Annotated in this window: 19 protein-coding genes; 15 read left to right on the forward strand and 4 right to left on the reverse strand. The window is 60.6% G+C overall.

The window, feature by feature from the left end; translation table 11 throughout:
• The first annotated feature begins 8 nt into the window (after positions 1-8).
• The 4 genes from VL547_RS12205 to VL547_RS12220 all read left to right on the forward strand — a co-directional run bounded on the left by VL547_RS12205 (position 9) and on the right by VL547_RS12220 (position 7,612).
• Positions 9-1,526 carry a RagB/SusD family nutrient uptake outer membrane protein gene (locus VL547_RS12205; RefSeq protein ID WP_325578088.1) on the forward strand — a complete coding sequence of 506 codons (1,518 nt, stop codon included), beginning with the start codon at positions 9-11 and terminating at the stop codon, positions 1,524-1,526.
• 1 nt (position 1,527) lies between these two features.
• A complete protein-coding gene (locus tag VL547_RS12210; protein WP_325578090.1) occupies positions 1,528-3,363 on the forward strand; it encodes an arylsulfatase in 1,836 nt (611 codons plus the stop codon).
• Between the two features lie 114 nt (positions 3,364-3,477).
• Positions 3,478-4,479 carry a sterol desaturase family protein gene (locus VL547_RS12215; RefSeq protein WP_325578092.1) on the forward strand — a complete coding sequence of 334 codons (1,002 nt, stop codon included), beginning with the start codon at positions 3,478-3,480 and terminating at the stop codon, positions 4,477-4,479.
• 238 nt (positions 4,480-4,717) lie between these two features.
• Positions 4,718-7,612: a M43 family zinc metalloprotease gene (locus VL547_RS12220; RefSeq protein ID WP_325578095.1), complete on the forward strand. Its 2,895-nt coding sequence runs from the start codon at positions 4,718-4,720 to the stop codon at positions 7,610-7,612.
• On the opposite strand, the gene VL547_RS12225 is transcribed toward VL547_RS12220, so the two are convergent.
• A complete protein-coding gene (locus tag VL547_RS12225) occupies positions 7,602-8,375 on the reverse strand; it encodes a hypothetical protein (RefSeq protein ID WP_325578098.1) in 774 nt (257 codons plus the stop codon). The genes VL547_RS12220 and VL547_RS12225 overlap by 11 nt on opposite strands.
• Positions 8,376-8,412: 37 nt before the next feature.
• Here VL547_RS12225 and pxpB point away from each other — a divergent pair, with 37 nt between their 5' ends.
• The 4 genes from pxpB to VL547_RS12245 are packed head-to-tail and all read left to right on the forward strand — an operon-like array spanning position 8,413 to position 11,988.
• Complete coding sequence (gene pxpB, locus VL547_RS12230) at positions 8,413-9,117, forward strand: 5-oxoprolinase subunit PxpB (RefSeq protein WP_325578100.1); 705 nt, start codon at positions 8,413-8,415, stop codon at positions 9,115-9,117.
• Complete coding sequence (locus VL547_RS12235; RefSeq protein WP_325578102.1) at positions 9,098-10,111, forward strand: biotin-dependent carboxyltransferase family protein; 1,014 nt, start codon at positions 9,098-9,100, stop codon at positions 10,109-10,111. Before pxpB ends, VL547_RS12235 begins: the two co-directional genes overlap by 20 nt.
• Positions 10,086-10,829 carry a 5-oxoprolinase subunit PxpA gene (locus VL547_RS12240; protein WP_325578104.1) on the forward strand — a complete coding sequence of 248 codons (744 nt, stop codon included), beginning with the start codon at positions 10,086-10,088 and terminating at the stop codon, positions 10,827-10,829. Before VL547_RS12235 ends, VL547_RS12240 begins: the two co-directional genes overlap by 26 nt.
• The gene (locus VL547_RS12245) at positions 10,798-11,988 is read left to right on the forward strand and encodes an NRAMP family divalent metal transporter (RefSeq protein ID WP_325578106.1); all 1,191 of its coding nucleotides are present in this window, start codon (positions 10,798-10,800) and stop codon (positions 11,986-11,988) included. Before VL547_RS12240 ends, VL547_RS12245 begins: the two co-directional genes overlap by 32 nt.
• 169 nt (positions 11,989-12,157) lie before the next feature.
• On the opposite strand, the gene VL547_RS12250 is transcribed toward VL547_RS12245, so the two are convergent.
• The 3 genes from VL547_RS12250 to VL547_RS12260 all read right to left on the reverse strand — a co-directional run bounded on the left by VL547_RS12250 (position 12,158) and on the right by VL547_RS12260 (position 14,467).
• Entirely contained in the window at positions 12,158-13,039 is an 882-nt protein-coding gene (locus tag VL547_RS12250) for a hypothetical protein (RefSeq protein WP_325578108.1), read from the reverse strand.
• A gap of 73 nt (positions 13,040-13,112) precedes the next feature.
• The gene (locus VL547_RS12255) at positions 13,113-13,448 is read right to left on the reverse strand and encodes a hypothetical protein (protein WP_325578110.1); all 336 of its coding nucleotides are present in this window, start codon (positions 13,446-13,448) and stop codon (positions 13,113-13,115) included.
• A gap of 137 nt (positions 13,449-13,585) precedes the next feature.
• Positions 13,586-14,467: an AraC family transcriptional regulator gene (locus VL547_RS12260; protein WP_325578112.1), complete on the reverse strand. Its 882-nt coding sequence runs from the start codon at positions 14,465-14,467 to the stop codon at positions 13,586-13,588.
• A gap of 106 nt (positions 14,468-14,573) precedes the next feature.
• Between VL547_RS12260 and VL547_RS12265 the strand changes: the two genes are divergently transcribed.
• The 7 genes from VL547_RS12265 to VL547_RS12295 form a co-directional block, all read left to right on the forward strand.
• On the forward strand, positions 14,574-16,061 hold the full coding sequence (locus VL547_RS12265) for an alpha-amylase family glycosyl hydrolase (protein WP_325578114.1): 1,488 nt from the start codon (positions 14,574-14,576) through the stop codon (positions 16,059-16,061).
• A 13-nt stretch (positions 16,062-16,074) separates the two neighbouring features.
• A complete protein-coding gene (locus VL547_RS12270; protein ID WP_325578116.1) occupies positions 16,075-16,899 on the forward strand; it encodes a phytanoyl-CoA dioxygenase family protein in 825 nt (274 codons plus the stop codon).
• A 6-nt stretch (positions 16,900-16,905) separates the two neighbouring features.
• Positions 16,906-17,742 (forward strand): sugar phosphate isomerase/epimerase, encoded by an 837-nt coding sequence (locus tag VL547_RS12275; protein WP_325578118.1) that lies wholly within the window; start codon positions 16,906-16,908, stop codon positions 17,740-17,742.
• A complete protein-coding gene (locus VL547_RS12280; RefSeq protein WP_325578120.1) occupies positions 17,724-19,676 on the forward strand; it encodes a beta-L-arabinofuranosidase domain-containing protein in 1,953 nt (650 codons plus the stop codon). Before VL547_RS12275 ends, VL547_RS12280 begins: the two co-directional genes overlap by 19 nt.
• Before the next feature lie 10 nt (positions 19,677-19,686).
• Positions 19,687-21,024: an APC family permease gene (locus tag VL547_RS12285; protein ID WP_325578122.1), complete on the forward strand. Its 1,338-nt coding sequence runs from the start codon at positions 19,687-19,689 to the stop codon at positions 21,022-21,024.
• A gap of 3 nt (positions 21,025-21,027) precedes the next feature.
• Positions 21,028-21,498, forward strand: coding sequence for a heme-binding domain-containing protein (locus VL547_RS12290; protein WP_325578124.1), 471 nt, complete (start codon positions 21,028-21,030; stop codon positions 21,496-21,498).
• On the forward strand, positions 21,495-23,530 hold a 2,036-nt coding region (locus VL547_RS12295; protein ID WP_325578126.1), incomplete at its 3' end, for a DUF3857 domain-containing transglutaminase family protein. The genes VL547_RS12290 and VL547_RS12295, both read left to right, overlap by 4 nt.

Consider the following 23,530-nt stretch of genomic DNA (forward strand, 5'->3'; position numbering starts at 1 on the left):
AAAGAGCAATGAGAAAAAAATATTTTACAGGTATCGCGACCCGCTGGGCGATGATGATGGCGGTGGCGGCCGGCCTGCTGGCCCTCGCCTGCAACAAGCTCACCGAAAGCCCGGGCTCGGTCGTGGTGAGCAGCCAGTTCTACAAGACATCCGCGGATGCCGTAGCCGCCGTTACCGCGGCCTACAGCAGCCTGAACAGCGATCCGGCGGGGGACTTCCCGATCTATGGACGGAACCTCAACCTGTTGGTGGAAAACGCCAGCGACAACCAGGTCTACAGTCCGTCCAACACCAACCCGGACGTGCGCGCCCTGGGCACGGTCACCTATGTCTCGTCCAACGACCGGCTCCATAAGCTCTGGCAGCAACACTACTTTGGCATCAGCCGGGCCAATGTCGCCATCGACAATATTCCGCTGATCCCGGCGGCGCAGTTTGCGGACACCACGCTGCAGACCCGCCTGGTACGGGAGGCGAAGTTTATCAGGGCGCTGTTGTACTTCAACCTCGTCCGGTTGTTCGGGGCGGTGCCCCTGGTGCTCCACGATCCAACCACCGTGGACGTGAACGCGCTCAAGATCGGACGCACTTCCGCGGACGGCGTCTATGCGCAGATCATCAGCGATCTCGGGGACGCAACCCGCTTACCCGCGACCTACAGCGGGGCGAATATCGGCCGGGTAACCAGCGGGGCGGCCCACACGCTGCTGGCCAAGGTGTATGTGGCCCGGAGGGATTGGACAGACGCCCAGGCCGAACTACAGACGGTCATCTCCAGCGGAGCATATGGGCTTTTCCCTCATTTCCGGGACGTGTTCCAACGACCGACCAAGAATGGCATCGAGCATATCTTTTCGGTACAGTTCGAAAGCAACCTCGGGGCGGTGAACAGCACCCAGTTCCTGAGCGAAAGCTTTAGCTCCTTCAACCCTTCGGTCTGGCCGATCGACGTGCCGGCGGACAGCAGCGTTTCCCAATTGTTTTCAGGGACGGACACCCGCGGGGCGGTCACGTTCTACAACACCCAGTACAACGCCGCCACCGGTCAGACGGTGGTCTACAAGAACGCCTACACGCCCTACCTCAACAAGTTCGTGGACTATTCGCTGTCGCCCCTGAGCAACCAGTCCAAGAGCGGGGTGAACTACCCGGTACTCCGGTACGCGGAGGTCTTGTTATTGGAGTCGGAAGTGCTCAACGAGCTCAACGGTCCCTCGGCGCCGGCCTATATCGCCATCAACCAGGTGCGGGAGCGGGCAGGTATCGGCGACCTTCCGGTCGGTTTGTCCCAGGGCGATTTCCGGGACTCGGTCTTTCTGGAAAGACGCCGCGAATTCATCCAGGAGGGACAGCGCTGGTTCGACCTGGTGCACCAGGGCGGCACCGCGCTATACGACGCGCTGAACGCCATCGCGGCCAAGCGTGTGGCAAACGGCGGCGGGGCGGCTTTGAAAGACACCTTGTTCCCTATTCCCCTTACGGAAATACAACTCAATTCTCAACTGACCCAAAACCCAGGATGGTAATATGACACAAAGCAATTTTAGCCGCACGTGGAAGTTGGTGGCGACGTTCGCCATAATCATGCTGATGCCCGCATTGGCGTTTGCACAGAAAGTCGGCCGGACCCTGGCCGAATCGACGGAATACTGGCAGCAGCCGGTCAAGGCGCCAGCGGGCGCGCCCAATGTGGTCTGGATACTCCTCGACGACGTGGGGTTCGGCGCTACCAGCGCCTATGGCGGGGTCATCCGCACACCCACGTTCGATTCGCTGGCCGCGGGCGGGTTGCGGTATACCAACTTCCACACCTGCGGTATCTGCGCGCCCACGCGTTCCGCCCTGCTCACGGGCCGGAACCATCACTTCGTCCATGAGGGCGGCTTTTCCCACATCAGCCTGTCGGCGGGTTTTCCCGGGTACGACGGCCGGATACCCTCCCGGGACGGGACGATCGCGGAGATCCTCCGGGACAACGGTTACAACACTTTCGCCGTCGGCAAGTACGGGCTCACCCCGGACGAGGACGCCAGCGACGCCGGTCCGTTCGACCGGTGGCCCAGCGGCAAGGGTTTTGAGCGGTTCTTTGGTTTCCTGGGCTCTCAAACCGATCAATACCACCCGGATCTCGTCGAGGACAACACACACGTGACGCCGGACGGCCGGAACCTGAACGAGCAGATAACGGACAAGGCCATCGCCTATATTGCGGCGCAGCACAAGGCGGCGCCTACCAAGCCGTTTTTCCTGTACTATGCGCCGGCCGCGACCCACGCGCCGCACCAGGTATCCCACGAGTGGAGCGATGCGTACAAGGGCCATTTCGACGAAGGCTGGGACGTCTTCCGGGAAAGGGTCTTCGAACGCCAGAAAAAACTCGGTATCATTCCGGCCGACGCCACGCTTCCCGCCCGCAACCCCAACATCAGGGCCTGGAACAGCCTGGCTCCGGCCCAGAAAAAGGTATACGCCCGGTTTATGGAAGTGTATGCGGGGTACCTGACGTATGCGGACCACCAGGTGGGCCGGCTCGTCGATTACCTTCGCGCCAGCGGGTTGCTGGACAATACGCTCATCTTCGTAATCATCGGGGACAACGGCGCGAGCAAGGAAGGAAGCCTGGCGGGAACCATCAACGGACGGCTGTTTACGCGCAACCTGTCCGAAGAGGAAGCGGTGCGCCGCAACCTGGACAGCATCGGCGAGATCGGTACGCCCGCGGGACACGAGACCAATTATCCGCTGGGCTGGGCCCAGGCGTGCAATACACCCTTCAAGTACTGGAAGCAGGATGCCAACGCGGAGGGCGGGACGCGCAACCCGCTGATCGTTTACTATCCGAAAGGGATCAAGGACGCGGGCAGTATCCGCACGCAATACGGGCACGTGAACGACCTCCTGCCGACGACGCTGGAATTCCTCGGCATACGGGCCCCGTCGACGATACGCGGCGTCGCCCAGGATACCCTGCAGGGGACGTCCCTGGTCTATTCCTTTACCGACAGGACGGTTCCGTCACGACACCGTGAACAATACTATTACATCTTCGGCGCCCGGTCGGTCTACAAGGACGGCTGGAAGGCGGAGACCTACCACCATCCCGACATCTTCGACCTGACACGGCCCGGCGGGGCGGACACAACCGTCGTCCGCGACTGGGACAAGGACGTATGGGAGCTCTATAACCTCGACGAGGACTTCAACGAGCAGGTGAACGTCGCGGACAAATATCCTGAAAAGCTCGCGGAGCTGAAGGCCCAATTCGAGACCGACGCCGATCGGTACCATATTTATCCTTTTATCGACTGGGAAGACGTCTTCAAAAGACGGTTCCACAAAACACCGGTCTATGATCATCCATGATTCCGTGCTGCTCGTCAAGAAGATCGCGGTGGGCATCCTTGTCGCCGTGATCCCCTTCCTGCTTTTTTTCGGAGGGCTTTGGCTGATTCGTCACTTGCTATAAACACCTGATATATGAAACGTATTTTCCGGGACGCCCTCCTCAGTGGCGTCCTCTACCTGGCGCCGCTGGCGCTGATGTTCCTGACCTTCAGGTTGACCGGGCAGCGGCCCTGGCTGCACCCGCACGACTATGCGCTATCCTTCCAGGCGCCCGCGTTTGTCGAAGCGGTCTTTAAAAACCTGGCCACCTGGGGGCTGCCCGCGATCATGGTCGTGCTGGGCATTTTCGAATTTGCCTTTGGGCTCTACGAGCGCAAATGGACGCGGAACGAGCGGTTCCTGGATATCGTGTGCTTTGTCGCGCCCAAGGTGGTGATACGGCCGTTGCTCACGCTGACGACTTTGTGGTTGTTGCCCCTTGTGTTGCCCGGATTGAAAGGCGTCTTTGCCTGGGTCCCCTTTTGGTGGGGCTTCCTGATCATCGCCGTCGCCGACGACCTGACGCAATATTGGTACCACCGCCTGCACCACCAGGTGCCTTTTCTGTGGCGGTTTCACCGGACGCACCACTCGGCGCCCTATATGGGAATGGCCATGGCCAGCCGGCAAAACGTGATCTACACGATCTTTTTTTCCCAGACCTACCTGACGGCGGCGCTGGTTTACCTGGGTCTGGGGTACCCCGCTTTGTTCGTCGGCGGGATAAAATCGCTGATCACCCTATCGGCGCATTCCAGCCTGCCGTGGGACAAGCCGTTCTACCGCTACAAGGCGCTCCGCCCGGTCGCCTGGGTGCTCGAGCGGCTGATATCCACCCCGGCGACGCACCAGGCGCACCACGCGGATACCACCGGGGACGGGGTCGGCCACTACAAGGGGAACTTCGGGAATATGTTTTTTATCTGGGACGTCATTTTCGGGACGGGGATCATCACCCGGCGGTATCCGCAGAGTTTTGGCATCAAGCACTACCAGGAGGAGGAGTGGTATGTGCAGTTCCTGTGGCCGTTGTTCAAGTCCAAAAAGGCGGGGAGCGAGCTGGCGGCGGGGGGACCGGAAGTGGGCGGCGAATAGGGGATGCGGTTGTAATAGTGCTACTTTCCGGGGTCAAAGGGCTTGTTATGGTATATTTTTTGATTATATTTGGGATACCTGTTACCCAATGAAATCCAATATACTCCGTATAATCCTGCCTTGCTGTCTCCTCATTTTTGGCCAGGCCCGGGGGCAAACGTGGCCATACCCGGCGCAAGCGGCATATCCGGCGCAAGCGGCCTCGAGCCCGGGAAAGGCACCATCCTATATGCATCCCGTGGATGCTTCCTATTTCGCGCAGGCGTGCGGTACGGAACAAAGGAGGCGCAGTGCGCTGCTGGACGCGGCGTACCGCGACCGGGAGGAGCAGGTAAACGCCAGGATACTGCAGGCGACGCACCTCGAAAGTAACGAGATACCCACCGTTTATACGCTCCCCGTGGTGTTCCACATCGTTGGAACCAGCCCGGCTTCGATGACCGACGCACAAGTACAGGCGGCGGTCGTGGACCTCAACAACGCCTTTGCGCATAAGGGTCCGTATGCTTCCGGGCCGGGCGCCAACACCAATATCCAGTTTTGCCTGGCGCAAAAGGATCCCCTGGGTGGAAATACGACAGGGATCACCCGTACGACTTCCTACCTTGGTACGAACCTGGAGGCGGACATGGAAGACGACCGGTTGAAAAGCCTGGTGGACTGGGACCCTACGCGCTATGTCAATATATGGGTCGTGTCCTCGATCAAAAAGGAAGACATGGCGTTGTTCCAGTGTGGGAACTGGACCCGGCTGAACGAAGGCGGTTACGCTACGATGCCCACCGAGAGCGGGGGGCAGCTAGACGGGATCGTTGTTACCGGTTTCGGTATCCTGCTGGCCCACGAAATGGGGCACTATCTCGGGCTCTACCACACCTTCCAGGGGATGGACTGTAAGAACGACAACTGCGCCACCGACGGGGATATGGTGTGCGACACGCCGCCCCAAAGGGACATATTCAGCTCGCCCGCCTGTAACCGGCCGGCCAATTCGTGCAGCACCGATACGCTGTCGGGTTTTACCACCGACGTGCCGGACCTCATATCCAATTTCATGAGCTACGGGAACGCTTCCTGTATCAACGAATTCACCGAAGGACAGGCGACGCGTATGCGGGCGACGATCGCCTCGGTCCGGAATTCACTGTTGCAAAACGAGTGCACCGCGCCTTGCGGCGAGGGCAGCCTGGCGTCCTTTACCCGCGATCAGTCGTATCCTACGACCGGGATGACGGTGAACTTCACCAATACGTCCACGGGCGCCGTCAGCTTCGAATGGTCGGTGAACGGAGCGGTGGTGTCCACCAGCGCCAGCTTCAGCTACACCTTTGCCATGTCGGGCACATATGCGGTACGGCTGAAGGCGTATAATGCCGACGCCACCTGCTACGCGGACTACGTGGACGACGTGGTCGTTTCCTGTGGCGTCATGGCGCGGTACTATGCCGACAAGCAGACGATCGCCTCCAAGAGCCCGATTTACCTCGACAGTATACAATTCACGAACCAGTCGGTGGGCGCGACCTCATACCAGTGGCTGCTCAATGATACGGTCGTGTCGACCTCGGCCAACCTGACCTATGTCTTTAACAACCCGGGCAATTTCGCCATGCGGTTGGTGGCGACCAACGGCGCCTGTACGGATACCACGGAAGCCTTTTCGATCCCGGTCATGGACCCCACGCCGGATGCGGTGCTGACCCTGACCGGGGTGGAGTGCTACCACCAGGACAGCCTGAAGGTTTCGGTAGTGGTCTGTGACGAAGGGTATGCTTCCCTTCCCAAGGGATTGCCCATCACGTTTTACAACGGCGATCCCACACTCGTGGCCACGAAGGTGCTGGGGCAGACGTTCCGGGTGAAGGACACGCTCCTCGGGAAGTGCTGCAACCAGGCTTATACCGTGGTCGTGCCGGCTGGACAGACCGGGCTTAACCAGCTGTATGCGGTGGTGAACGACAGCAGCAAGTCGGTGCCGCTGGCGCTGCCCAATACGCCCATCCTGGAGTCGGACTATACCAACAACACGACCAGCGAATCGGGTTTCCAGTTCGCCCTGTACGTAAACCCCGCGGACACCGAAGTCATGCGTAAGCAATCCTACTTATTAAAAACGACGGGCAACGACCAGGAATTCTATTCGGTGACGTGGTTCCCCGGGCCGGGTTATACCCTGAGTTGTCAGACATGCCGGAGCCCGTCGGTACAGGTATTCAACAAAGGCATGGTCCACCTTCAGGCCACCACCCAGGGCGGTTGTACGGTCCTGGACAGCGTGCCGGTGGCCATCCTACCGCCTGACTTCACGATACGGGTGGACGGAGTGGATTGCTATGGCAAGGACAGCGTGAAGGTGTCCTTTACGGTCTGTATGAACAACGGCTACGACAGCGTATGGGCGGGCATCCCGGTGGCATTTGGGGGTACGACGTATCCCTCCTTCGTGACGCCCCGGCCTGCGCCGTCCGCATGCGCGTCATATACCCAGGTTATTTCGTTTGCCTCCACGGACAGCCTGAGGGCCGCCGTCAACGCCACGGACAGCATCCCCGAAACCGATTATACCAACAACGGAAACGCTTTTGCGTTTACGCCGTTTAGCGTCTCCATCGTGCCGGCGGACACCGCCGTTCCTTCCGGCTCGCTGTTGCAGCTGACCGCGCTCACCAGCGGGGGCGCGCCCTCGGCGGTCGTCTGGACGCCGGCGGGGAACCTCTCCTGTTCGGATTGCCTGGAGCCCGTGCTGACGCCCCCCTATACCCAGCAATACGAGGTAGTGGCGCGGAACCAGTACAATTGCATCGATACGGCGTACGCCCTCATCAAGACCTATACGGGCGGGGAAGTGAACATCCCCGGCGCCTTTACCCCTAACGGAGACGGAAAGAACGACGTCTTTTTTATCATGGGGGGAAAGGACGTACAAAGTGTCAAGCACCTGACCATTTTCAGCCGTTACGGCTCTACGGTCTTCGAGTCCTCGGACGCGCTCCCCAACGAGCCCTCTTTGGGCTGGGACGGAACGATCCACGGGACGGCCGCAGAACCGGGCGCCTATATCTACATGGCGTTGGTGACGTTTACGGGCGGGCGCGAGCAGCTCTATAAGGGAACGCTGGTGCTCATTCGCTAAGGTCATATTTCTTTCGCAGGAATCCGATGTCCCGACGGAGGAGGACGCGGCACTGGGCCATCCCCTCGAGCCGCATGCCCGCGAGGTTGCGGAAGATGCCGATCCTGCCCGCGAAGCGCTTCAGGGCCAGCGGGTCGTAGGACAGCAGGGGCGGGTTATAGCTGATGCGCCGGAAGCCCAGGTCGTGCAGGTCCATTTGTCCATCCGGCATGGTATTGGCTTTCCGGTATTCCCCGTAATCGAAAAAGGCGAGCCCTTCGTCGACCGCCTTGGTCTGTGCTTCCAGGAAGAAGGCCATGCGGTCGTTGAAGAACTGGATCTGGTCGTCCAGACCCGCCAGGGAATCGGCCACGTCAGCGGGCACGAGCCGGAGATTGCCGGAGCTTTTGAGTTGCACCAGCGTTTTGTCGTAGAGCTTGAGGTCATACCAGTTGCGGCAATAGCGGTGATACGCGAAGTACATCCGGGCCGTTTCCATTTTTGCCCTGGGGAGATAGCACTCGGTCACCAGGGTGTCCAGGCCCAGGTAGGCCGCGCTGAGCGTGTCTTCATACAGCGACAGCTTGGCGGTGTCGGCGACGAGGTCGGCGACGAGAGACGCCATGTACTCCCTTTCCTTATGGTGGTCGGTGATGGACTCCCGTATGCTCTCGGCCACAAAACCGAGCGTGACCGCCAGAAAGATCATCACGAATTCCAGGAGGTATTCGCTGAACGGTTTCTTCTCACCCTTTGGCATGTGGGGATGGTAGTGCACTTCCATGGTATTGCAATCTAGCAATTATTGGATATATTTAAGAATGAGCTACACCATCTACCCCGTCGGGGAAAGGGCGCTGGCCGTACAATGGGGTGAATCTGCCGACGAACAGACCAACGAGGTGATCCAGGGTATCGCGGAGCTGGTGAGGGAAGCGAATATCCCGGGGGTGACGGACCTGATCCCGGCATACCAGACGCTGACGCTGGTGTACGACCCCGTGCAGGTGCGCAAATCGACGGGCGCTCCTTCCGCCTATGACTGGGTCCATGGGGAAATCCGGTTGTTGCTGGAGGACCTGCGCGACATACCCGCGCCGTCTTCGCGCTCCATAGAGATACCGGTGTGCTATGATCCGTCGTTCGGCCCCGACCAGGCGCTGATTTGCAGGGACCGCGCGGTCTCGACGGATACGCTGGTCAGCCTGCACTCCCGGCTGGAATACAAGGTGTATATGATCGGGTTCCTCCCGGGATTTGCCTATATGGGTATGGTGGACGAGCGTATCACTTCACCCAGGAAACGGGAGCCGGTCATGCATATACCCGCCGGAAGCGTGGGCATCGCGGGTATACAAACCGGTATTTACCCCGTGTCTTCACCCGGGGGGTGGAACATCATCGGCCGCACGCCGGTCGCTCTTTTCGATCCCGCCGCCGCGGACCCGGTTTTGCTCCGGGCCGGGGACCGGGTGCGGTTCGTACCCATAACGCTGGAAGCTTACCATGGGTATACAAGTCATTAAGCAGGGCATCGCCGACAGCCTGCAGGACCTCGGGCGACGGGGGTATCAACACCTGGGGATCAACCCCGGGGGCGTCATGGACGAGGTGGCCTGCCGGGTCGCGAACATGCTCGTGGGGAACGAGCCGGCCGAGGCCGTCCTGGAGCTGCATTTTCCCGCGGGATCTTTCCTGTTCCAGGAAGAAGCGCTGATCGCGCTGGCAGGAGCGGATTTCGGGGCGACGATCAACCGGACGCCCATACCCCTCCACACGCCGGTGGTGATCGGCAGGAACAGCGTCCTGGAATTCAAACGCCCCACCCGGGGCGCGCACTGCTACCTGGCTGTCCGCGATGGTTTCCGGGCGCCCCGCTGGCTGAACAGCTATAGCACCAATCTCCGCGCCCGGGTGGGTGGGTACAACGGGCGCATCCTGGAAAAGCAGGATGAGATCCCCTTTTACACCGCGGGTATTTCGCCCTCCATCACCGGCAACCGGGATATGGTCGTTTTGCCCTGGCAGGCGGACGTGCAGGCGCTCTATGACGGCGGTGACCGCATCCGCCTGGTGGAGGGCCACGAGTGGGACTGGCTCAACGAGCCATCGCGCCAGCTGCTGACTTGTCTGCCGTTTACCATCAGCGCCCAAAGCGACCGGATGGGTTACCGCCTGAAGGGGCCATCGCTCAAGGCCGTTTCCAACCGGCAGATGATTTCCACCGGCGTGACGCGGGGCACCATACAGCTCCTGCCCTCGGGGGATCTCATCGTGCTGATGGCCGACCACCAGTCGACCGGCGGTTATCCCCGCCTGGCGCACGTGGCGGGCGTGGACGTCCCGCGGCTGGCGCAGTACCGCTTTAACGAACAGGTGGGCTTCGAGATCATAAGCGTGGCCCAGGCGGAAGACCTCCTGGTGAGCCGCGATCAATCCCTTCAGCAATTACAAGGCGCGTGCGCGCTGAGACTGAACAAATACCTACAGGAGTATGGCATACATCGATCTGAACTGTGACATGGGGGAAGGCGTGGGCGACGACTCCGCGCTGATGCCGTGTATCAGCAGCGCCAACATCGCCTGCGGCTATCATGCGGGGGACGAGGCGCTGATGGAGGAGACGGCGCGGCTGGCCCTCCGGCACGGGGTAGCGATCGGGGCGCACCCCAGCTATTTCGACCTGGAGGACTTCGGGCGAACGGAGATGGCGGTTCCCGAGGAGTTGCTCTACGATTGGATACTGGATCAGATCCAGCTGTTACAAGCCGTGTGCGCCCGCGCCGGCGCGGTGGTACGGCACGTCAAGCCGCACGGCGCACTGTATAATATGGCGGCGCGGGACGGCTCATTGGCCGCGGTTGTGGCGGGCGCGGTGCGGGCGGCCGACCCGGCGCTGGTGTTGTACGGCCTTAGCGGGAGCCTGTTGATCTCCGCCGCACAACGGGTGGGTTTACGAACGGCTAGCGAAGTGTTTGCAGACAGGACCTATCAGGACGACGGCAGCCTCACGCCGCGGCGACAGCCCGGGGCGCTGATCACGGACGTCGGCCGGTCGGTGGACCAGGTTTTGCACATAATCCGCCGCGGAACCGTCGCCAGCGTCTCGGGCGTCGAGGTGCCCCTCGTGGCAGAAACGGTTTGCCTTCATGGAGACGGCGCCACAGCGGTGGCGCTGGCCCGGCAACTAAAAGACACACTCTTGCATGAAAAGATCGACATCCGGGCCCCGGTTTAGCTTTGGCGCCGTTGCCGGGGCGGCGTTCCTGATGGCCAATTCGTCGATAGGGCCCGGGTTCCTGACCCAGACGACGGTATTTACGACACAGCTGCTGACGAGCTTCGGGTTTGTCATCCTGTTGTCGGTGCTCCTGGACATAGGCGCGCAGCTCAACACCTGGCGTATCCTGACGGTGAGCGGGATGCGCGCGCAGGACCTGGCCAACGCGCTGACGCCCGGTCTTGGGTACGTGTTGTGCGTGCTGGTGGTCATGGGCGGGTTTGCCTTCAATATTGGAAATGTGGCGGGGTGCGGGTTGGGTATGAACGTGCTTTTCGGGCTGTCGTTCCGCGCGGGGGCCGTGTTGACCGCCGTGCTGGCGCTGGCGTTGTTTTGGATGCAGGAAATCGGTTCCATGCTGGACCGGCTGACGCCGGTGCTGGGCGTGCTCAAGATTGGGCTCACGCTCTTCGTTGCGTACATCGTCCACCCGCCGCTGGCCGCGGCCTTATATCACACGGTGGCACCCGCCACCGTTTCCGCGACCGCGGTGGTCACCATCGTTGGGGGCACCGTGGGCGGCTATATTACGTTTTCGGGGGCACACCGGCTGCTGGACGCCGGCATCACCGGCCGGGACAACCAGGACCGGGTCAACCGGAGCGCTGTCAGCGGCATCGTGATCTCCACCGTGATGCGCTACGTCCTTTTCCTGGCAGTCGTGGGCGCCGTGCTCAAGGGCGTCGTGCCGGACAAGGACAACCCCGCCGCCAGCGTCTTCGCCTTTGGCGCAGGGACGCTGGGGCTACGGATATTCGGCGTCGTGCTGTGGAGCGCCGCGCTGTCCTCGGTGATGGGCGCTTCATACACAGCCGTTTCGTTCTTCAAGACGTTCCACCCAGCCCTGGCGCGATACGAGCGGTTATGGATATCGCTGTTCATCGTGCTGGCTACCGCCGTTTTTGTCGCGGTTGGCAGACCCAGGCAATTGCTTTTGCTGGCGGGTTGGGTAAACGGGTTGATCCTGCCGTTCGGGCTGGCGGTGCTCCTGGTGGCGGCTACGCGCCCGCGCCTGATGGGGGGATACCGTCACCCGCGCTGGATGCTGGCCGCGGGTTGGCTGGTGGTAGCCGCTGTGGGCGGGATGAGCCTGGCATCCCTTTTTGGCGCCCTATAGAATCCCCAACAGGACCGCCAGCGCCATGAGGAAGCAAAGGATGGCGCCGGCAAGAAGCAAGGTTTGTGTCGTTTTGGGATGATGCCACGGCATAGACAAATATGAAGAGGCTGGCGTTCTGCCGCCAGCCTCTTCGACGAATGACGCGTAAAAATCGCTCAAGGATGAGCTAAGGATGGGCGTCCAGCCAGTCCCGGGCATTTTTCGCCTTGGGGTCCAGCTCCAGGGCGCGGCGGTAGGCCCGGCGGGCGCCTACGGGGTCCGCGCACCCGTCGCAGATTTTACCCATGAAGGAGTAGGCCAGGGCACTGTTGGGATAGGCCAGGGTGTTCAACCGGGCGACCAGCAAGGCCCGGCCGGTGTCTCCCTGTAGCAACAGGATATAGCTGAGGATATACAGCTCGGATTCCGCTTTGGTCTTGGCGCGAAGGCTGTCGACGATCCCGGGCCATTCCATGGGAGACTGGCGGGTGATCGTGCTGAGCCAATAGGCGCCCTTGTATTGGGGCTCATAGGATTCGCCTTTTGCGATGGCCACCAGGTCTTTTTCCAGGCTTACGACCGGCGATTCCACGATACGGCCCTGTTCCCTGCCCTGGTCGAGGACCAGCAGGTCGGGGACGTGGATGATGTCCAGGCCCGCTTCTTCATGGCCGGGGCTTCGTTTGTACATCTTGTCGCGGTAGTCGACCATGACGAGCTTTATGTGGTCCGCGGGAACGCCGCAGGCGTCCAGAATCTTGAACATCCGGGGCACTTCCCGGCGGCTGTCGCCGCACCAGGTGCCCATGAATATCTCAAAGGTGCGGTTTTTTAGCTCGGGGGTCAGCTGCGCGATGGTCGCGGTGTCCGGGGTATACGCGGCGTAGCCCGAGTCGAACCAGCGGGCGAAGGGTTGTTGACCGAGGTCGGTGCGGGGATGCTGGCCGAGCAGGATCGGCTGGCCTTTGTCGGTGGTTGTTGCCTGCATGGCGGTTGTCTGCATGGATCGGGTAGGGGCGCAAGAGACCAGCAGCAGCAATAGGCCGCTGAAAACATATATACGGTTCATATTATTTTGTTAAAGAGTAAAACCATTACAGGCCCCGTTGCCGGGGCCGCTGATGATGGGCGCTGTATGGAGGTTATGCCGCTGGCGGGCGGAAGATGTCCGCTATAAAGGCGGAGGTATAGGGCCGGCAGCCATGCGCAAAGCGGCGCGGCGAGGTGGCCGGCCGGCCGTCGATCTGCCAGGGCGACGCGGGAAGATAATATTCTTCGAAAACGATATCCATTCCCCTGGGCGGGGTCATCTCACGGGCGTCGTCTCCCTTGAGCGCCTGCGGCGCCTGTTGTTCGCAATCGCAGGGCGCATTGGGGTCCACGAGGCCGCTGATCGCGCACCGGACATACGCCACCAGGCGCCCGTACTGTGACAGGAGCATGGTGCAGAGGAGCAGTATCGCGCCGGCTTTTTTCACATTAGTAAATTACGCAAATTTTGTTAAAACAAGGAATGTCGCTAAACGACAAGGGAACCGCGGGCTCTAATAGATAAATATCTATTTTATGAAGCACGTTAAACTCGCCATCGCGGCCATAATCCTGGCCGCCGCCTTCAGCTCCTGCCTGGTCGTACGGGAACCTTACCACCATCACTATGGTTACTATCACTAAGCCCTTTCCTGAACTCCCTCGGGCGTAGGCCCTTTTTGCGGAGGAAAACCCGGTTAAAATAGGTAAGGCTGTCGAATCCCGACCGGTAAGCTATTTCCGAAATGGGATCGTCGGATTCCGCGAGCAGGTGACAAGCGTGACCCACGCGGATGTCGACCAGGTAGTCCGAAAAGGTTTTCCCCGTCGTCCGTTTAAAGAATTTACAAAAGGCGCTTTCAGACAGGTTGACCAGCGCGGCGATCTCCTGCAATGGGAGGTCTTCGGCGGAGTGCTTCTGTATGTGCTGGCAGACCTTATTGATCCTTCCCTCGGCTTTGCGGCCGCGGACGGGCTGGAAATAGGGTGAGGCCAGCGGCTGGGCGGCGCTGACGGCCATGACCTGCAGGACCTCCAGCAGGCCGGTGATGCGGCCCGCATTTTTGCGGGCCGGAAGCCGTTGTACCGCGTCCAGCAGCGCGGGTTTGGCGGGAAACCGGAGGCCTTGTCCGGAGCGGGCCAGCATCTTGCGGATGCGCTCGCATTCGGGGTATTGGACCAGGGGGGCGACAAAAGCCTCGGAGAACTGCACGACCACGGCGGCGGACGCCGTGTCGCTGACCCAGGTGTGCGGGAGGTGGGGTCCTAGCAGGACCAGGTCGCCGGGGAAAAAGTTCTCATAGCTGTCCCCGATCATACGTTTGCCCGACCCTTCCAGGATGAGGGTGAGCTCGTATTCGGGGTGGTAGTGCCACTGAAAGGGAAAGGCGGGCACGCCATACCGGTAAGCCATGTAGGAGTTGCTTCCCCGCTTGCTGTCGATGTCCTCGAACGATGCCCGCATCATACTGTATGTATCCTTTGCAGGGATAAAGCTACGTTTTTTTGTCAATATAGTGCTGGTTTATGGCTATATAGTGGGGGAAAGTCTGCGCCGCAGTATCTAGGTTTGTATGGTGAGACGAACGATTTGCACGATGGCCATGATCTGCTTTCTTTGGGGAGGCGCACGGGCGCAGGAAGTGATCTATCATGTTTTTGAACGGAGCTTTTATGATGCCAACGGGGACGGGCATGGGGATCTCCAGGGGCTAAAGGCGCAGCTGGGTTATCTCCAGCGGTTCGGGGTCACGTCGATCCTGCTGACGCCCCTCTACGCTTCGGCGTTTTACCACAATTATTTTGCGGACAGCTGGGAAGCCATCGACCCGGGATACGGGACCATGCGGGATTACCTCGACCTGGTGGAAGAGATACACCGCCGGGGTATGAAGATATACCTCGACATGGAAACCCAATACATAACGGACCGCCATCCCTGGTGGGGGTCGGCGCACGTGCTCCCCGGCCCGATCATTTGGGGTATCACGGAATTGAAGGGTTACGACGGTGCCACGCGCAGGGTGGCCACGGTGAACCTGCGCGACACGGCGGTCCTGGCCTATAATGAACGGCTTTTCGGTTTTTTTGCGGACCCCAACGGGGACGGTCGTTTCGACGACGGGGTCGATGGCTTCCGGCTCGACCATACCATGGACGACCTGGATGGGAACCCCCGGCTGACGGGGTTGTTCACGCACTTCTGGGCGCCCCTGCTGGCGCATCTCCGGCAAGTTAACGACCAGCTCACCTTTGTGGCGGAGCAGGCCGACTGGAGCTCTTTTGGTTTCGACTATTTTACGGTGGCGACGCTCGACAGGGTGTTTGCTTTTCGCCTGGCGCTGGCGATCGCCTCTTTTGACAAGAAGCAGCTCACCGCGGCGGCCGACACCACCCTGGGTATGCTCCCCGATGGCAAACAACAGGTGGTCTTTCTCGAAAACCACGACATAGACCGGTTTGCGTCCAGGGTGGGAGGAGATCCCCGGAAGGAAAGGGTGGGCGCGGTGTTCAACCTCATGCTGGGTGGCGTCCCGTCGATCTACTACGGACAGGAGCTCGGGATGAAAGGATCGGGCGGGTTCAACAAATTCGGCAACACGGACGCCAACGACATACCCAGGCGGGAAGCCTACGAATGGTATGCGGCCGATACGGGCCGGGGCATGGCCCTCTGGTACAAAGGGACGGGTCCCTGGTGGGACAGCACCAACGTGAAACCCTTTGACGGCATTTCGCTGGAAGAAGAAATGGGCAGCCCGGCATCCCTCTGGGGCTGGTACCGGGACCTGCTGGTGATACGGAAGGCCAATCCGGCACTTTACAAGGGCGCGTATGTAAAGGCGGCGAATTCGAATCCCCAGGTGTTCTCATGGATGCGGTACACGACGTCACCGGTGCCTCAGCGGATGCTGCTGGTGGTGAATCTATCGGCGGAAAATCAGGCAGCGCGGCTCGATTCGCCCCTGGCGGGAGCCCGGCGCATCTTCGGGAGCGCGGTACTGCAGGGGGACACTGTTTTACTGCAACCCTATGCGATGGGAATATTTTTTGTTCACTAATAAATGTTGGATTATGATGACAGCGACCGACATCCTGAAAGAGTTGGATGAGCCTTATGCGCTCACCGGGGAACAAGTGGCCTTTTTCAGGAAAAACGGATTTATCAAGCTGAAGCACGTGTTGTCTCCGGACGTGATAGGGTATATGGATGACACGATCACCCGGGAAGTGCACCGCCTGAATACGCAACACCTGCCGCTGGAAGAACGGGATACGTATGGGAAAGCCTTTTTACAGATCATGAACATCTGGCTGCAATCGGGGCCAGTCCGGGAGATCGTATTCAGCGAACGGCTCGCAAAGCTGGCGTCTGACCTCCTGGAGGTGAACGGGGTGCGGCTCTACCACGACCAGGCGTTGTACAAGGAGGCCGGAGGCGGACAGACGCCCTGGCACGCCGACCAATACTATTGGCCCTTGTCGACGGACCGGACGGTAACGATATGGATACCGCTCCAGGAAACGCCGTTGCCCATGGGGCCGTTGGAGTTCAGCGCGGGAAGCTTTGCGTTAAATACCGGCAGGGACCTCGAAATTTCGGATGAAAGCCAGGACAAGCTGGAACAGGCGTTGCGATCGGGCGGTTATCGTCACGTGATCGAGCCCTTCGAGCTGGGCGAGGTGAGTTTTCATATCGGCTGGCTCTATCACCGCGCGGGCGCCAACAAAACCGATGAGATGCGCAAGGTCATGACCATGATCTATATGGACAAGGACATGACCTTGAAGACGCCCGAGAACGACCACCAGGTGAATGACTGGAACAGCTGGTGTCCGGGCGCCCGGGTGGGGGAGGTTATCCGGACGCCCCGGAACCCGTTGTTATTTGACAAATAATCGATCGTGCAGGTTCAACTGGTCTGTCCCTACTGGGGCTTGGAAGGCATGGACGCCTCCGCGTTTATCGACAGGGTCCGCGAAGCGGGGTACGACGGGATCGAAATCAACGTCCCGGAGGACGCCGGTTTCCGCAGGGACCTGGGGTTCGAGCTGGACCTCCTCAGGGAGGAGGGCTCACCATTCGTATTCATAGCGCAACAGGTGCTCCCACCTTTGCGGGAAACACCCGCGGAATACATCCGGCGGATGCAGGCGCGGCTCTACGAGCTGGCCTCGCTCCAGCCCGCATTCATCAACTCCCACACGGGGAAGGACCACTTTTCCTTCGACGACAACTGTAAGGCAATCGAGGCATGTATACATATCAGCGCAGAGACGGGCATCCCTATCCTGCACGAAACGCACAGGGGGCGGTTCACCTTTCATGCCGCCTCCCTGTTGCCTTATCTCGAGGTTTTTCCCGACCTTGAGCTCGCCGCCGATCTTTCCCACTGGTGCGTGGTGTCGGAAAGCCTGCTGGAGGATCAAGCGTCTATCCTGGAACGGGTCATGCCCCGGGTAGCGCACATACACGCCAGGGTCGGACACGCCAAGGGGCCACAGGTGAGCGATCCCCGAAGCCCGGAATGGGGGGCCCACCTGGAACGCTTCCTGGGTTGGTGGGGCGCGATCCTGTTGCACCGGCGGTCATCGGGTTGCACGGCGACTACGATCTGCCCCGAGTTCGGCCCGGCGCCGTACATGCCGGCGTTGCCTTTTACCCGGCAGCCGATCGGGAATCAATGGGAGATAAATGTGGCGATGAAAACGATGTTGGAAACATGGTTCAGAGAAAAATAATTGTTCTTACGCTTTGCGTGCTTTGTGTGCTTTGCGCCGTTCGCGCCGTCGCTCAGGATTCGGCTTTTACTTTCGTGTCGCGGCAGGCGGCTGCACTGGCGCCATTGCCGTTCGGCGCGGTCCAGCCCCGCGGCTGGCTGCTCACGCAGATCAAGGACAACCTGAATGGCTTTACGGGTCACCTGGACAGCCTCGTGCCTTCGCTGATCCTGCAGGACGATATTTTTGGCAGCGAGCGTTTGACAAAGGACGTGCGCCACAAGGACGTCGGCGCATTGGCCGGAGGAGACCCGGCCGCCGAGGTGCAATACCTCTGGTGGAACAGTGAGACGCAGGGCAACTGGCGGGACGGGTTCATACGGTCGGCCGTCCTCTCGGGGGATACGGTCTGGATCGGGCGGTCGCGGGAGTACGTGGCGCGTATTCTTTCTACCCAGGATCGCGACGGTTATATCGGGGTATATGACCGCGACCTGCGCTACAATTTTACCGGAGAGAATGGCGAGCTTTGGGCCAAGACGACCGCCCTGCGCGGCTTGCTCGCCTGGTATGAGTATACGCGGGATGCGACGGTGCTGGCGTCGGTCGAGCGCGCGGTGGCGGATGTGATGGGGCACTATCCCCTTTACGCCTCGCGGCCGTTCTATTCGAAGACACCCTACGTCGGGGGGCTTTCGCATGGGCTGATGTTCACCGACGTACTGGAGGAGCTATACCGGCTTACGGGGCGTACGGCATACCTGGACTACGCGGTTTTCCTGTACGACGATTTTTCGAAGGAGAAGCTCAACGAAGACGCGCAATACGCGAAGCTGATTGATACCGCATACCGGTTGCAGGGGCATGGCGTACATACATATGAACACATCCGGGCGGTGGCCGCGGCGGCGTACGCGTCCGGGAATCCTGCTCTCTCGGGCGCGCTAACGGCGTTCGTGGACAAGGTCCGCCGCGAGATAACGCCCTCCGGCGCGCCGGCCGGCGACGAGTGGATCGGGCGTCGCGCGGCGGATGCCACGACGACGGGATACGAATATTGCTCGCTCCAGGAGCTACTCGACAGTTACGCGGATTTGCTGAGCAAAACGGGCGCCGCTTCATTTGGCGACGGCGTCGAACGGCTTTTCTTCAACGCCGCGCAGGGCGCCCGGGACCCGCATGCTTCCTGTATCGCCTACCTCAAGACGGACAATTCTTATAGTATGACGGGCGGCCGCAATGGCGATACCGCCGATCACCGGCAGACGCGCTACAAGTACTCGCCGGTACACCAGGACGTAGCCGTGTGCTGCGTGCCCAACGCGGGGAGGATCGCGCCCTATTATATCTCGCACATGTGGATGACCGGACCGCTGGGACCGGTGGCTACCTTATTGGGTCCGTGTGTGGCGCATACGTCTTATTCGGATATCCCCGTGACCATCGAAGAACGGACGGACTATCCTTACGGATATTCCTTTACGTTCGTCGTGCGGGCGTCACATCCCGTCGCCTTTACGCTGTCCATTCGGAAGCCGTCGTGGGCGACGCATGTGACGGGTCCGTTTACCGAGCGCGATGGGTACCTGGCGCTTCGTCGGGTCTGGGGCCGCGAGACGGTGGTGCGTCTAGCCTTTTCGGCGCCCGCCGTATCCGTCCAGCACGACGTCGCCGGCGCGGTTTATTTTACGCACGGGCCGCTGGTGCTGGCGCACCCGATCGCGTCCACGCCGGTGATCACGCGCCGGTATCCGCTGACGGGGTTCTTTGACTATCAGTATGCGCCGGACAGCCTCGTTCGGTACCTGTATACGGGCGGGACGCCGGCTACGGGCCCCCACGGGTATTCGGTGCCAATGACGTCCCCTTCCGGGTCGACCGTGTCGTTAGCGCTGGAGCCGATGGGTGGGACGGTGTTGCGGGAGGTGACGTTTCCCTGGCGGGAAATTCCCTAAATTCGGGCCCTTGACACGCCCGGCGAATTCCTCTACACAACTGCTACGCCCACTGGCCCTGGTGGCCGTGATCTTTTTTACCGTCTCCGGCGGACCCTATGGCATGGAGCCGCTGCTCGGGCTTGGGGGCAGGGATGGGGCCCTTTTGATCCTGCTGGCGACGCCCCTGTTGTGGGACGTCCCGACGATGCTCGCGGTGCTGGAGCTGAATGCGATGATGCCGGTGGGCGGGGGTTACTACCAGTGGGTAAAACGGGGTCTGGGTTTGCGCTGGGGGTTCTATGAAGGCTGGTGGACCTGGTTGTATACGTTCGTGGACCTGGCGATATACCCGGTTTTGTTCGTGGAATATGCGAGCTGGTTCTGGCCGGCCATGGCTGCCTGGAAGTTACCGGTGTGTCTGGGATTGATCTGGGCGTGCGCGGGGTTGAACGTCCTGGGCGTCGTACCGGTGGGCCGCGCCAGCCTCGTGCTGGGGACGGCGGTGCTCCTGCCCTTTGTCGTGTTATTCGTGCTCGGGGTATACCACCTCGGACCGGCGGCGTATGGCGTGACCCATCTTTCGCTGAAGGGCGCGGGCTTTTCAGCGGTGGCGATGGGGTGTTATACGGTGATGTGGAACATGCTGGGTTGGGACAATACGTCGACCTATGCGGACCAGGTGGAACGACCCGCGCGCTCTTATGTCATTTCGATCGCCATTGCCTTCGTGCTGATCGTTATCGTATATGTATTGACCTTGCTGACGGCCCGCGGGTCGGGTATCGACGCCGGGGTGTTGAGCGATAGCGGTTTCCCGGCGCTGGGTGCCCTGGTCGGCGGCCGCTGGCTGGGGGTGGCGCTGGCTGCGGGCGGGATGGCTTCTTCGCTGGGGCTGTTTGCGGCGGTGTTGTTGTCGGTGGCGCAGGTGCCCAAGGCCATGGCGGACGACCGGTTGCTGCCCGGCTGGCTGAGCGCGCGGCACCGGCGGTACGGTACGCCCCACCGGTCGATCGTGATGTGCGCGGCCGTGGTGAGCGTCATGGTGCTTTGGAAGTTCCTGGACCTCGTGGTGATCGACATCACGCTCTACGGCGCCGCCCTTTTCCTCGAATTCATTACGCTGGTGGCGCTCCGGATCAAATCCCCCAATGCGACCCGCCCGTTCCGGATACCGTTGGGTGTAACGGGTCTTTGCCTGTTGTTCGTCTTACCCGTGGGTATCTACATTTTTGCCTTGACCGGGGCGCTGATGGATGCCACACGGGCTTGGAAACCAGCGCTGTTCGCGCTGGCGTTGTTGTGCACCGGGGAGCTGGCCTGGCAAGGCGTCCGCTGGTGGCGGTCGCGGAAAATGGACTATATTTAGCCCATGCGCAAGAAGATCCTTATCGTGCTGATGGCCTTTGTCGTGTTGATCCAGCTGATCCGGCCGACCCCCAACACCTCTTCCGCTCCCGACCCGAACGCGCTTACGCTGCACTATCCCGTGCCGGATTCGGTGGCCCATATCCTGAGCGTTGCCTGTAACGATTGTCACTCCAACCACTCCCGTTATCCCTGGTTCGACAAGATCGCCCCGGTGTCCTGGCTGGTGGCCTACCACATAAAGGGCGGCAAGAAACACCTCAACTTCGACGAGTTTTACGCCTACCCCGTCAAGCGCCAGGTCAAACGGCTCCGGGATATAGCCGAGACCGTGGATGAAAACGCCATGCCCATTTCCACGTATACCTGGGCGCACAAGGACGCCATCCTGACGGCGGCGCAGAAAAAACTGCTGATCGATTGGGCTGATAGCCTGCGCAAACAGATCTCGGATACTACGCACGCGGTTTTATGAAATGGATAATCACGATCGGTTTGCTGGCGGCCGCGGGTGTGCGGGCGCAAACGGTGCGCGTTGACGCCGTCCCCGCCTGGGTGAAGGAAATCCCCGTGCGTATCGACGAGACCCTGGCGCGCCGCGATATGGAGGATGGATACGTGCACTTCCTGGCCGACAGACAATTCAACGTCGCCACCGCCACCACATACCACCGGAACGTATTGTACCTGGAAACGGAAGCTGGAGTTCAAAATGCATCCCAGGTATCGGTGGGGTACGATCCCTCGTATGAACAGGTGATCTTCCACTACATCCATATTATCCGCGGCGGCAGGGTGCTGGACGCGTTGCGGCCCGACCGCTTCAAGATACTCCACCAGGAAAAGGACATCTACAAAAGCATCTACAACGGCGGTTTGACGGCGGTGCTTTTCCTGGAAGATATCCGCAAGGGCGACCGGTTGGACTATGCCTATTCGGTCCAGGGGAATAACCCGGTTTTCGAGGACAAGTTCTCCGAAACCCTGGACGCCGGCTACAGCGTGCCCGTCACGCACCTGACCTATCGGGTGCTTTGCCCGCTGGACAGGCCCCTCCGGTTCCGGAAGTCGGAGCCGGACCTCCCCGATCCGGTTCAAACCGAAGAAGGGACGGACAGGGTATACGCCTGGAACCTGGACAACGTCCCGGCCTACGACGATGACGACGACGCGCCGTCCTGGTACGATCCCTATCCATCGATACAGGTCAGTGAATTCAAAGGCTGGAAAGAGGTCAACGACTGGGCGCTATCGCTGTTCGACACGCACGCGCCGTTGTCGGCAGGACTGGCGGCCAAGATCAGATCGATACGGGAGACCACCCGGTCGAAAGAGGCGGCGTTGCTGGCGGCGCTGCGTTTTGTACAGGACGACATCCGGTACCTGGGGATCGAGATAGGGCCTAATACGCACCAGCCGCACGATCCGGGTCAGGTCTTCGGACAGCGCTTCGGGGACTGCAAGGACAAGACCTTGTTATTGTGTACGATGCTGGGTGAGCTGGGCATCGCGGCCAATCCTGTGCTGATCAACACGGACGACAAGGCGCGGCTGCTTGACGAGCTGCCGTCCACGGACGATTTCGATCACGCTACGGTCCGGGTCTACCTAAACGGACGATACTACTGGCTCGACCCGACGATCTCCTTTCAACGGGGCCGGTTGGACGATATTTCTTACCCGGATTACCAGTGCGGCCTGGTCCTGACCGACACGACCACGGGGCTGACGAGGATCCCGCTCCAGGACAACGGTCGCGTGGACAGCCGGGAGCTCTTTTCGGTGGACAGCCTGACGGGCTCGACCAGGCTGGACATCGTCACCCGGTACACGGGCTCCTTTGCGGACCAGGCCAGGGACGACTTCAACAACAGCAGCCGCGGTGAAATCCAGAAGTCCTACCTCGATTTTTATACCGACGCCTACGATGGCATAAAGGTGAGGGATAGCCTGCGCGTCGAAGAGGCCGATTCGGACGGCGCTTTCATCACCCGCGAATTCTATACGGTTCCGAAACTCTGGTACCGGGAAGACGGGGGGCTGAAGGCCTCCTTCGACGCCGCGCTGATCCGGAGCATCCTGCCCAAGCTCAAGGACAAAATACGGACGTCGCCCTTTGCTCTTTCCTACCCGGACCGGTATACGGAGACCCTGGACATCCAGATGCCCGAGGACCTGGGGCTGACACCCGGCGACAAGGAGATCGAGGATCCCGGTTTCGTTTTCCGTACCTCTGTCCGGAGCGTCGGCCGCACGGTCCGGCTGAGCTATTCGTATGAAGCCCGTAAGGACTTCGTCGAGGCAAACGAAACCAGGAGTGCGTACCGGCGCCTCGATAAGGTCAGAGACGAGTTGGGATATGTACTCTCGGCAGAGGGGCAGGGCGGCTGGAGCGGTAACGAGGATGCGCCATCCGGCCATGGACCGGTTTACTGGGTGGTGATTGGCTTGTTGCTGGGTATTGCGGGGAGCAGTATTTTCTTTATGGCGCTCGGCGGTCGCAGGCG

The organism is Dinghuibacter sp. (assembly GCF_035492835.1).
Lineage (GTDB): Bacteria > Bacteroidota > Bacteroidia > Chitinophagales > Chitinophagaceae > Dinghuibacter.

What these genes read in the sequence shown, in the direction of transcription:
- VL547_RS12205 (WP_325578088.1), top strand. Translation starts at nt 9, where the DNA reads ATGAGAAAAAAATATTTTACAGGTATCGCGACCCGCTGGGCGATGATG.
- VL547_RS12210 (WP_325578090.1), top strand. Translation starts at nt 1,528, where the DNA reads ATGACACAAAGCAATTTTAGCCGCACGTGGAAGTTGGTGGCGACGTTC.
- VL547_RS12215 (WP_325578092.1), top strand. Translation starts at nt 3,478, where the DNA reads ATGAAACGTATTTTCCGGGACGCCCTCCTCAGTGGCGTCCTCTACCTG.
- VL547_RS12225 (WP_325578098.1), bottom strand. Translation starts at nt 8,375, where the DNA reads ATGGAAGTGCACTACCATCCCCACATGCCAAAGGGTGAGAAGAAACCG.
- pxpB (WP_325578100.1), top strand. Translation starts at nt 8,413, where the DNA reads ATGAGCTACACCATCTACCCCGTCGGGGAAAGGGCGCTGGCCGTACAA.
- VL547_RS12235 (WP_325578102.1), top strand. Translation starts at nt 9,098, where the DNA reads ATGGGTATACAAGTCATTAAGCAGGGCATCGCCGACAGCCTGCAGGAC.
- VL547_RS12240 (WP_325578104.1), top strand. Translation starts at nt 10,086, where the DNA reads ATGGCATACATCGATCTGAACTGTGACATGGGGGAAGGCGTGGGCGAC.
- VL547_RS12245 (WP_325578106.1), top strand. Translation starts at nt 10,798, where the DNA reads ATGAAAAGATCGACATCCGGGCCCCGGTTTAGCTTTGGCGCCGTTGCC.
- VL547_RS12250 (WP_325578108.1), bottom strand. Translation starts at nt 13,039, where the DNA reads ATGAACCGTATATATGTTTTCAGCGGCCTATTGCTGCTGCTGGTCTCT.
- VL547_RS12260 (WP_325578112.1), bottom strand. Translation starts at nt 14,467, where the DNA reads ATGATGCGGGCATCGTTCGAGGACATCGACAGCAAGCGGGGAAGCAAC.
- VL547_RS12265 (WP_325578114.1), top strand. Translation starts at nt 14,574, where the DNA reads ATGGTGAGACGAACGATTTGCACGATGGCCATGATCTGCTTTCTTTGG.
- VL547_RS12270 (WP_325578116.1), top strand. Translation starts at nt 16,075, where the DNA reads ATGATGACAGCGACCGACATCCTGAAAGAGTTGGATGAGCCTTATGCG.
- VL547_RS12280 (WP_325578120.1), top strand. Translation starts at nt 17,724, where the DNA reads ATGGTTCAGAGAAAAATAATTGTTCTTACGCTTTGCGTGCTTTGTGTG.
- VL547_RS12290 (WP_325578124.1), top strand. Translation starts at nt 21,028, where the DNA reads ATGCGCAAGAAGATCCTTATCGTGCTGATGGCCTTTGTCGTGTTGATC.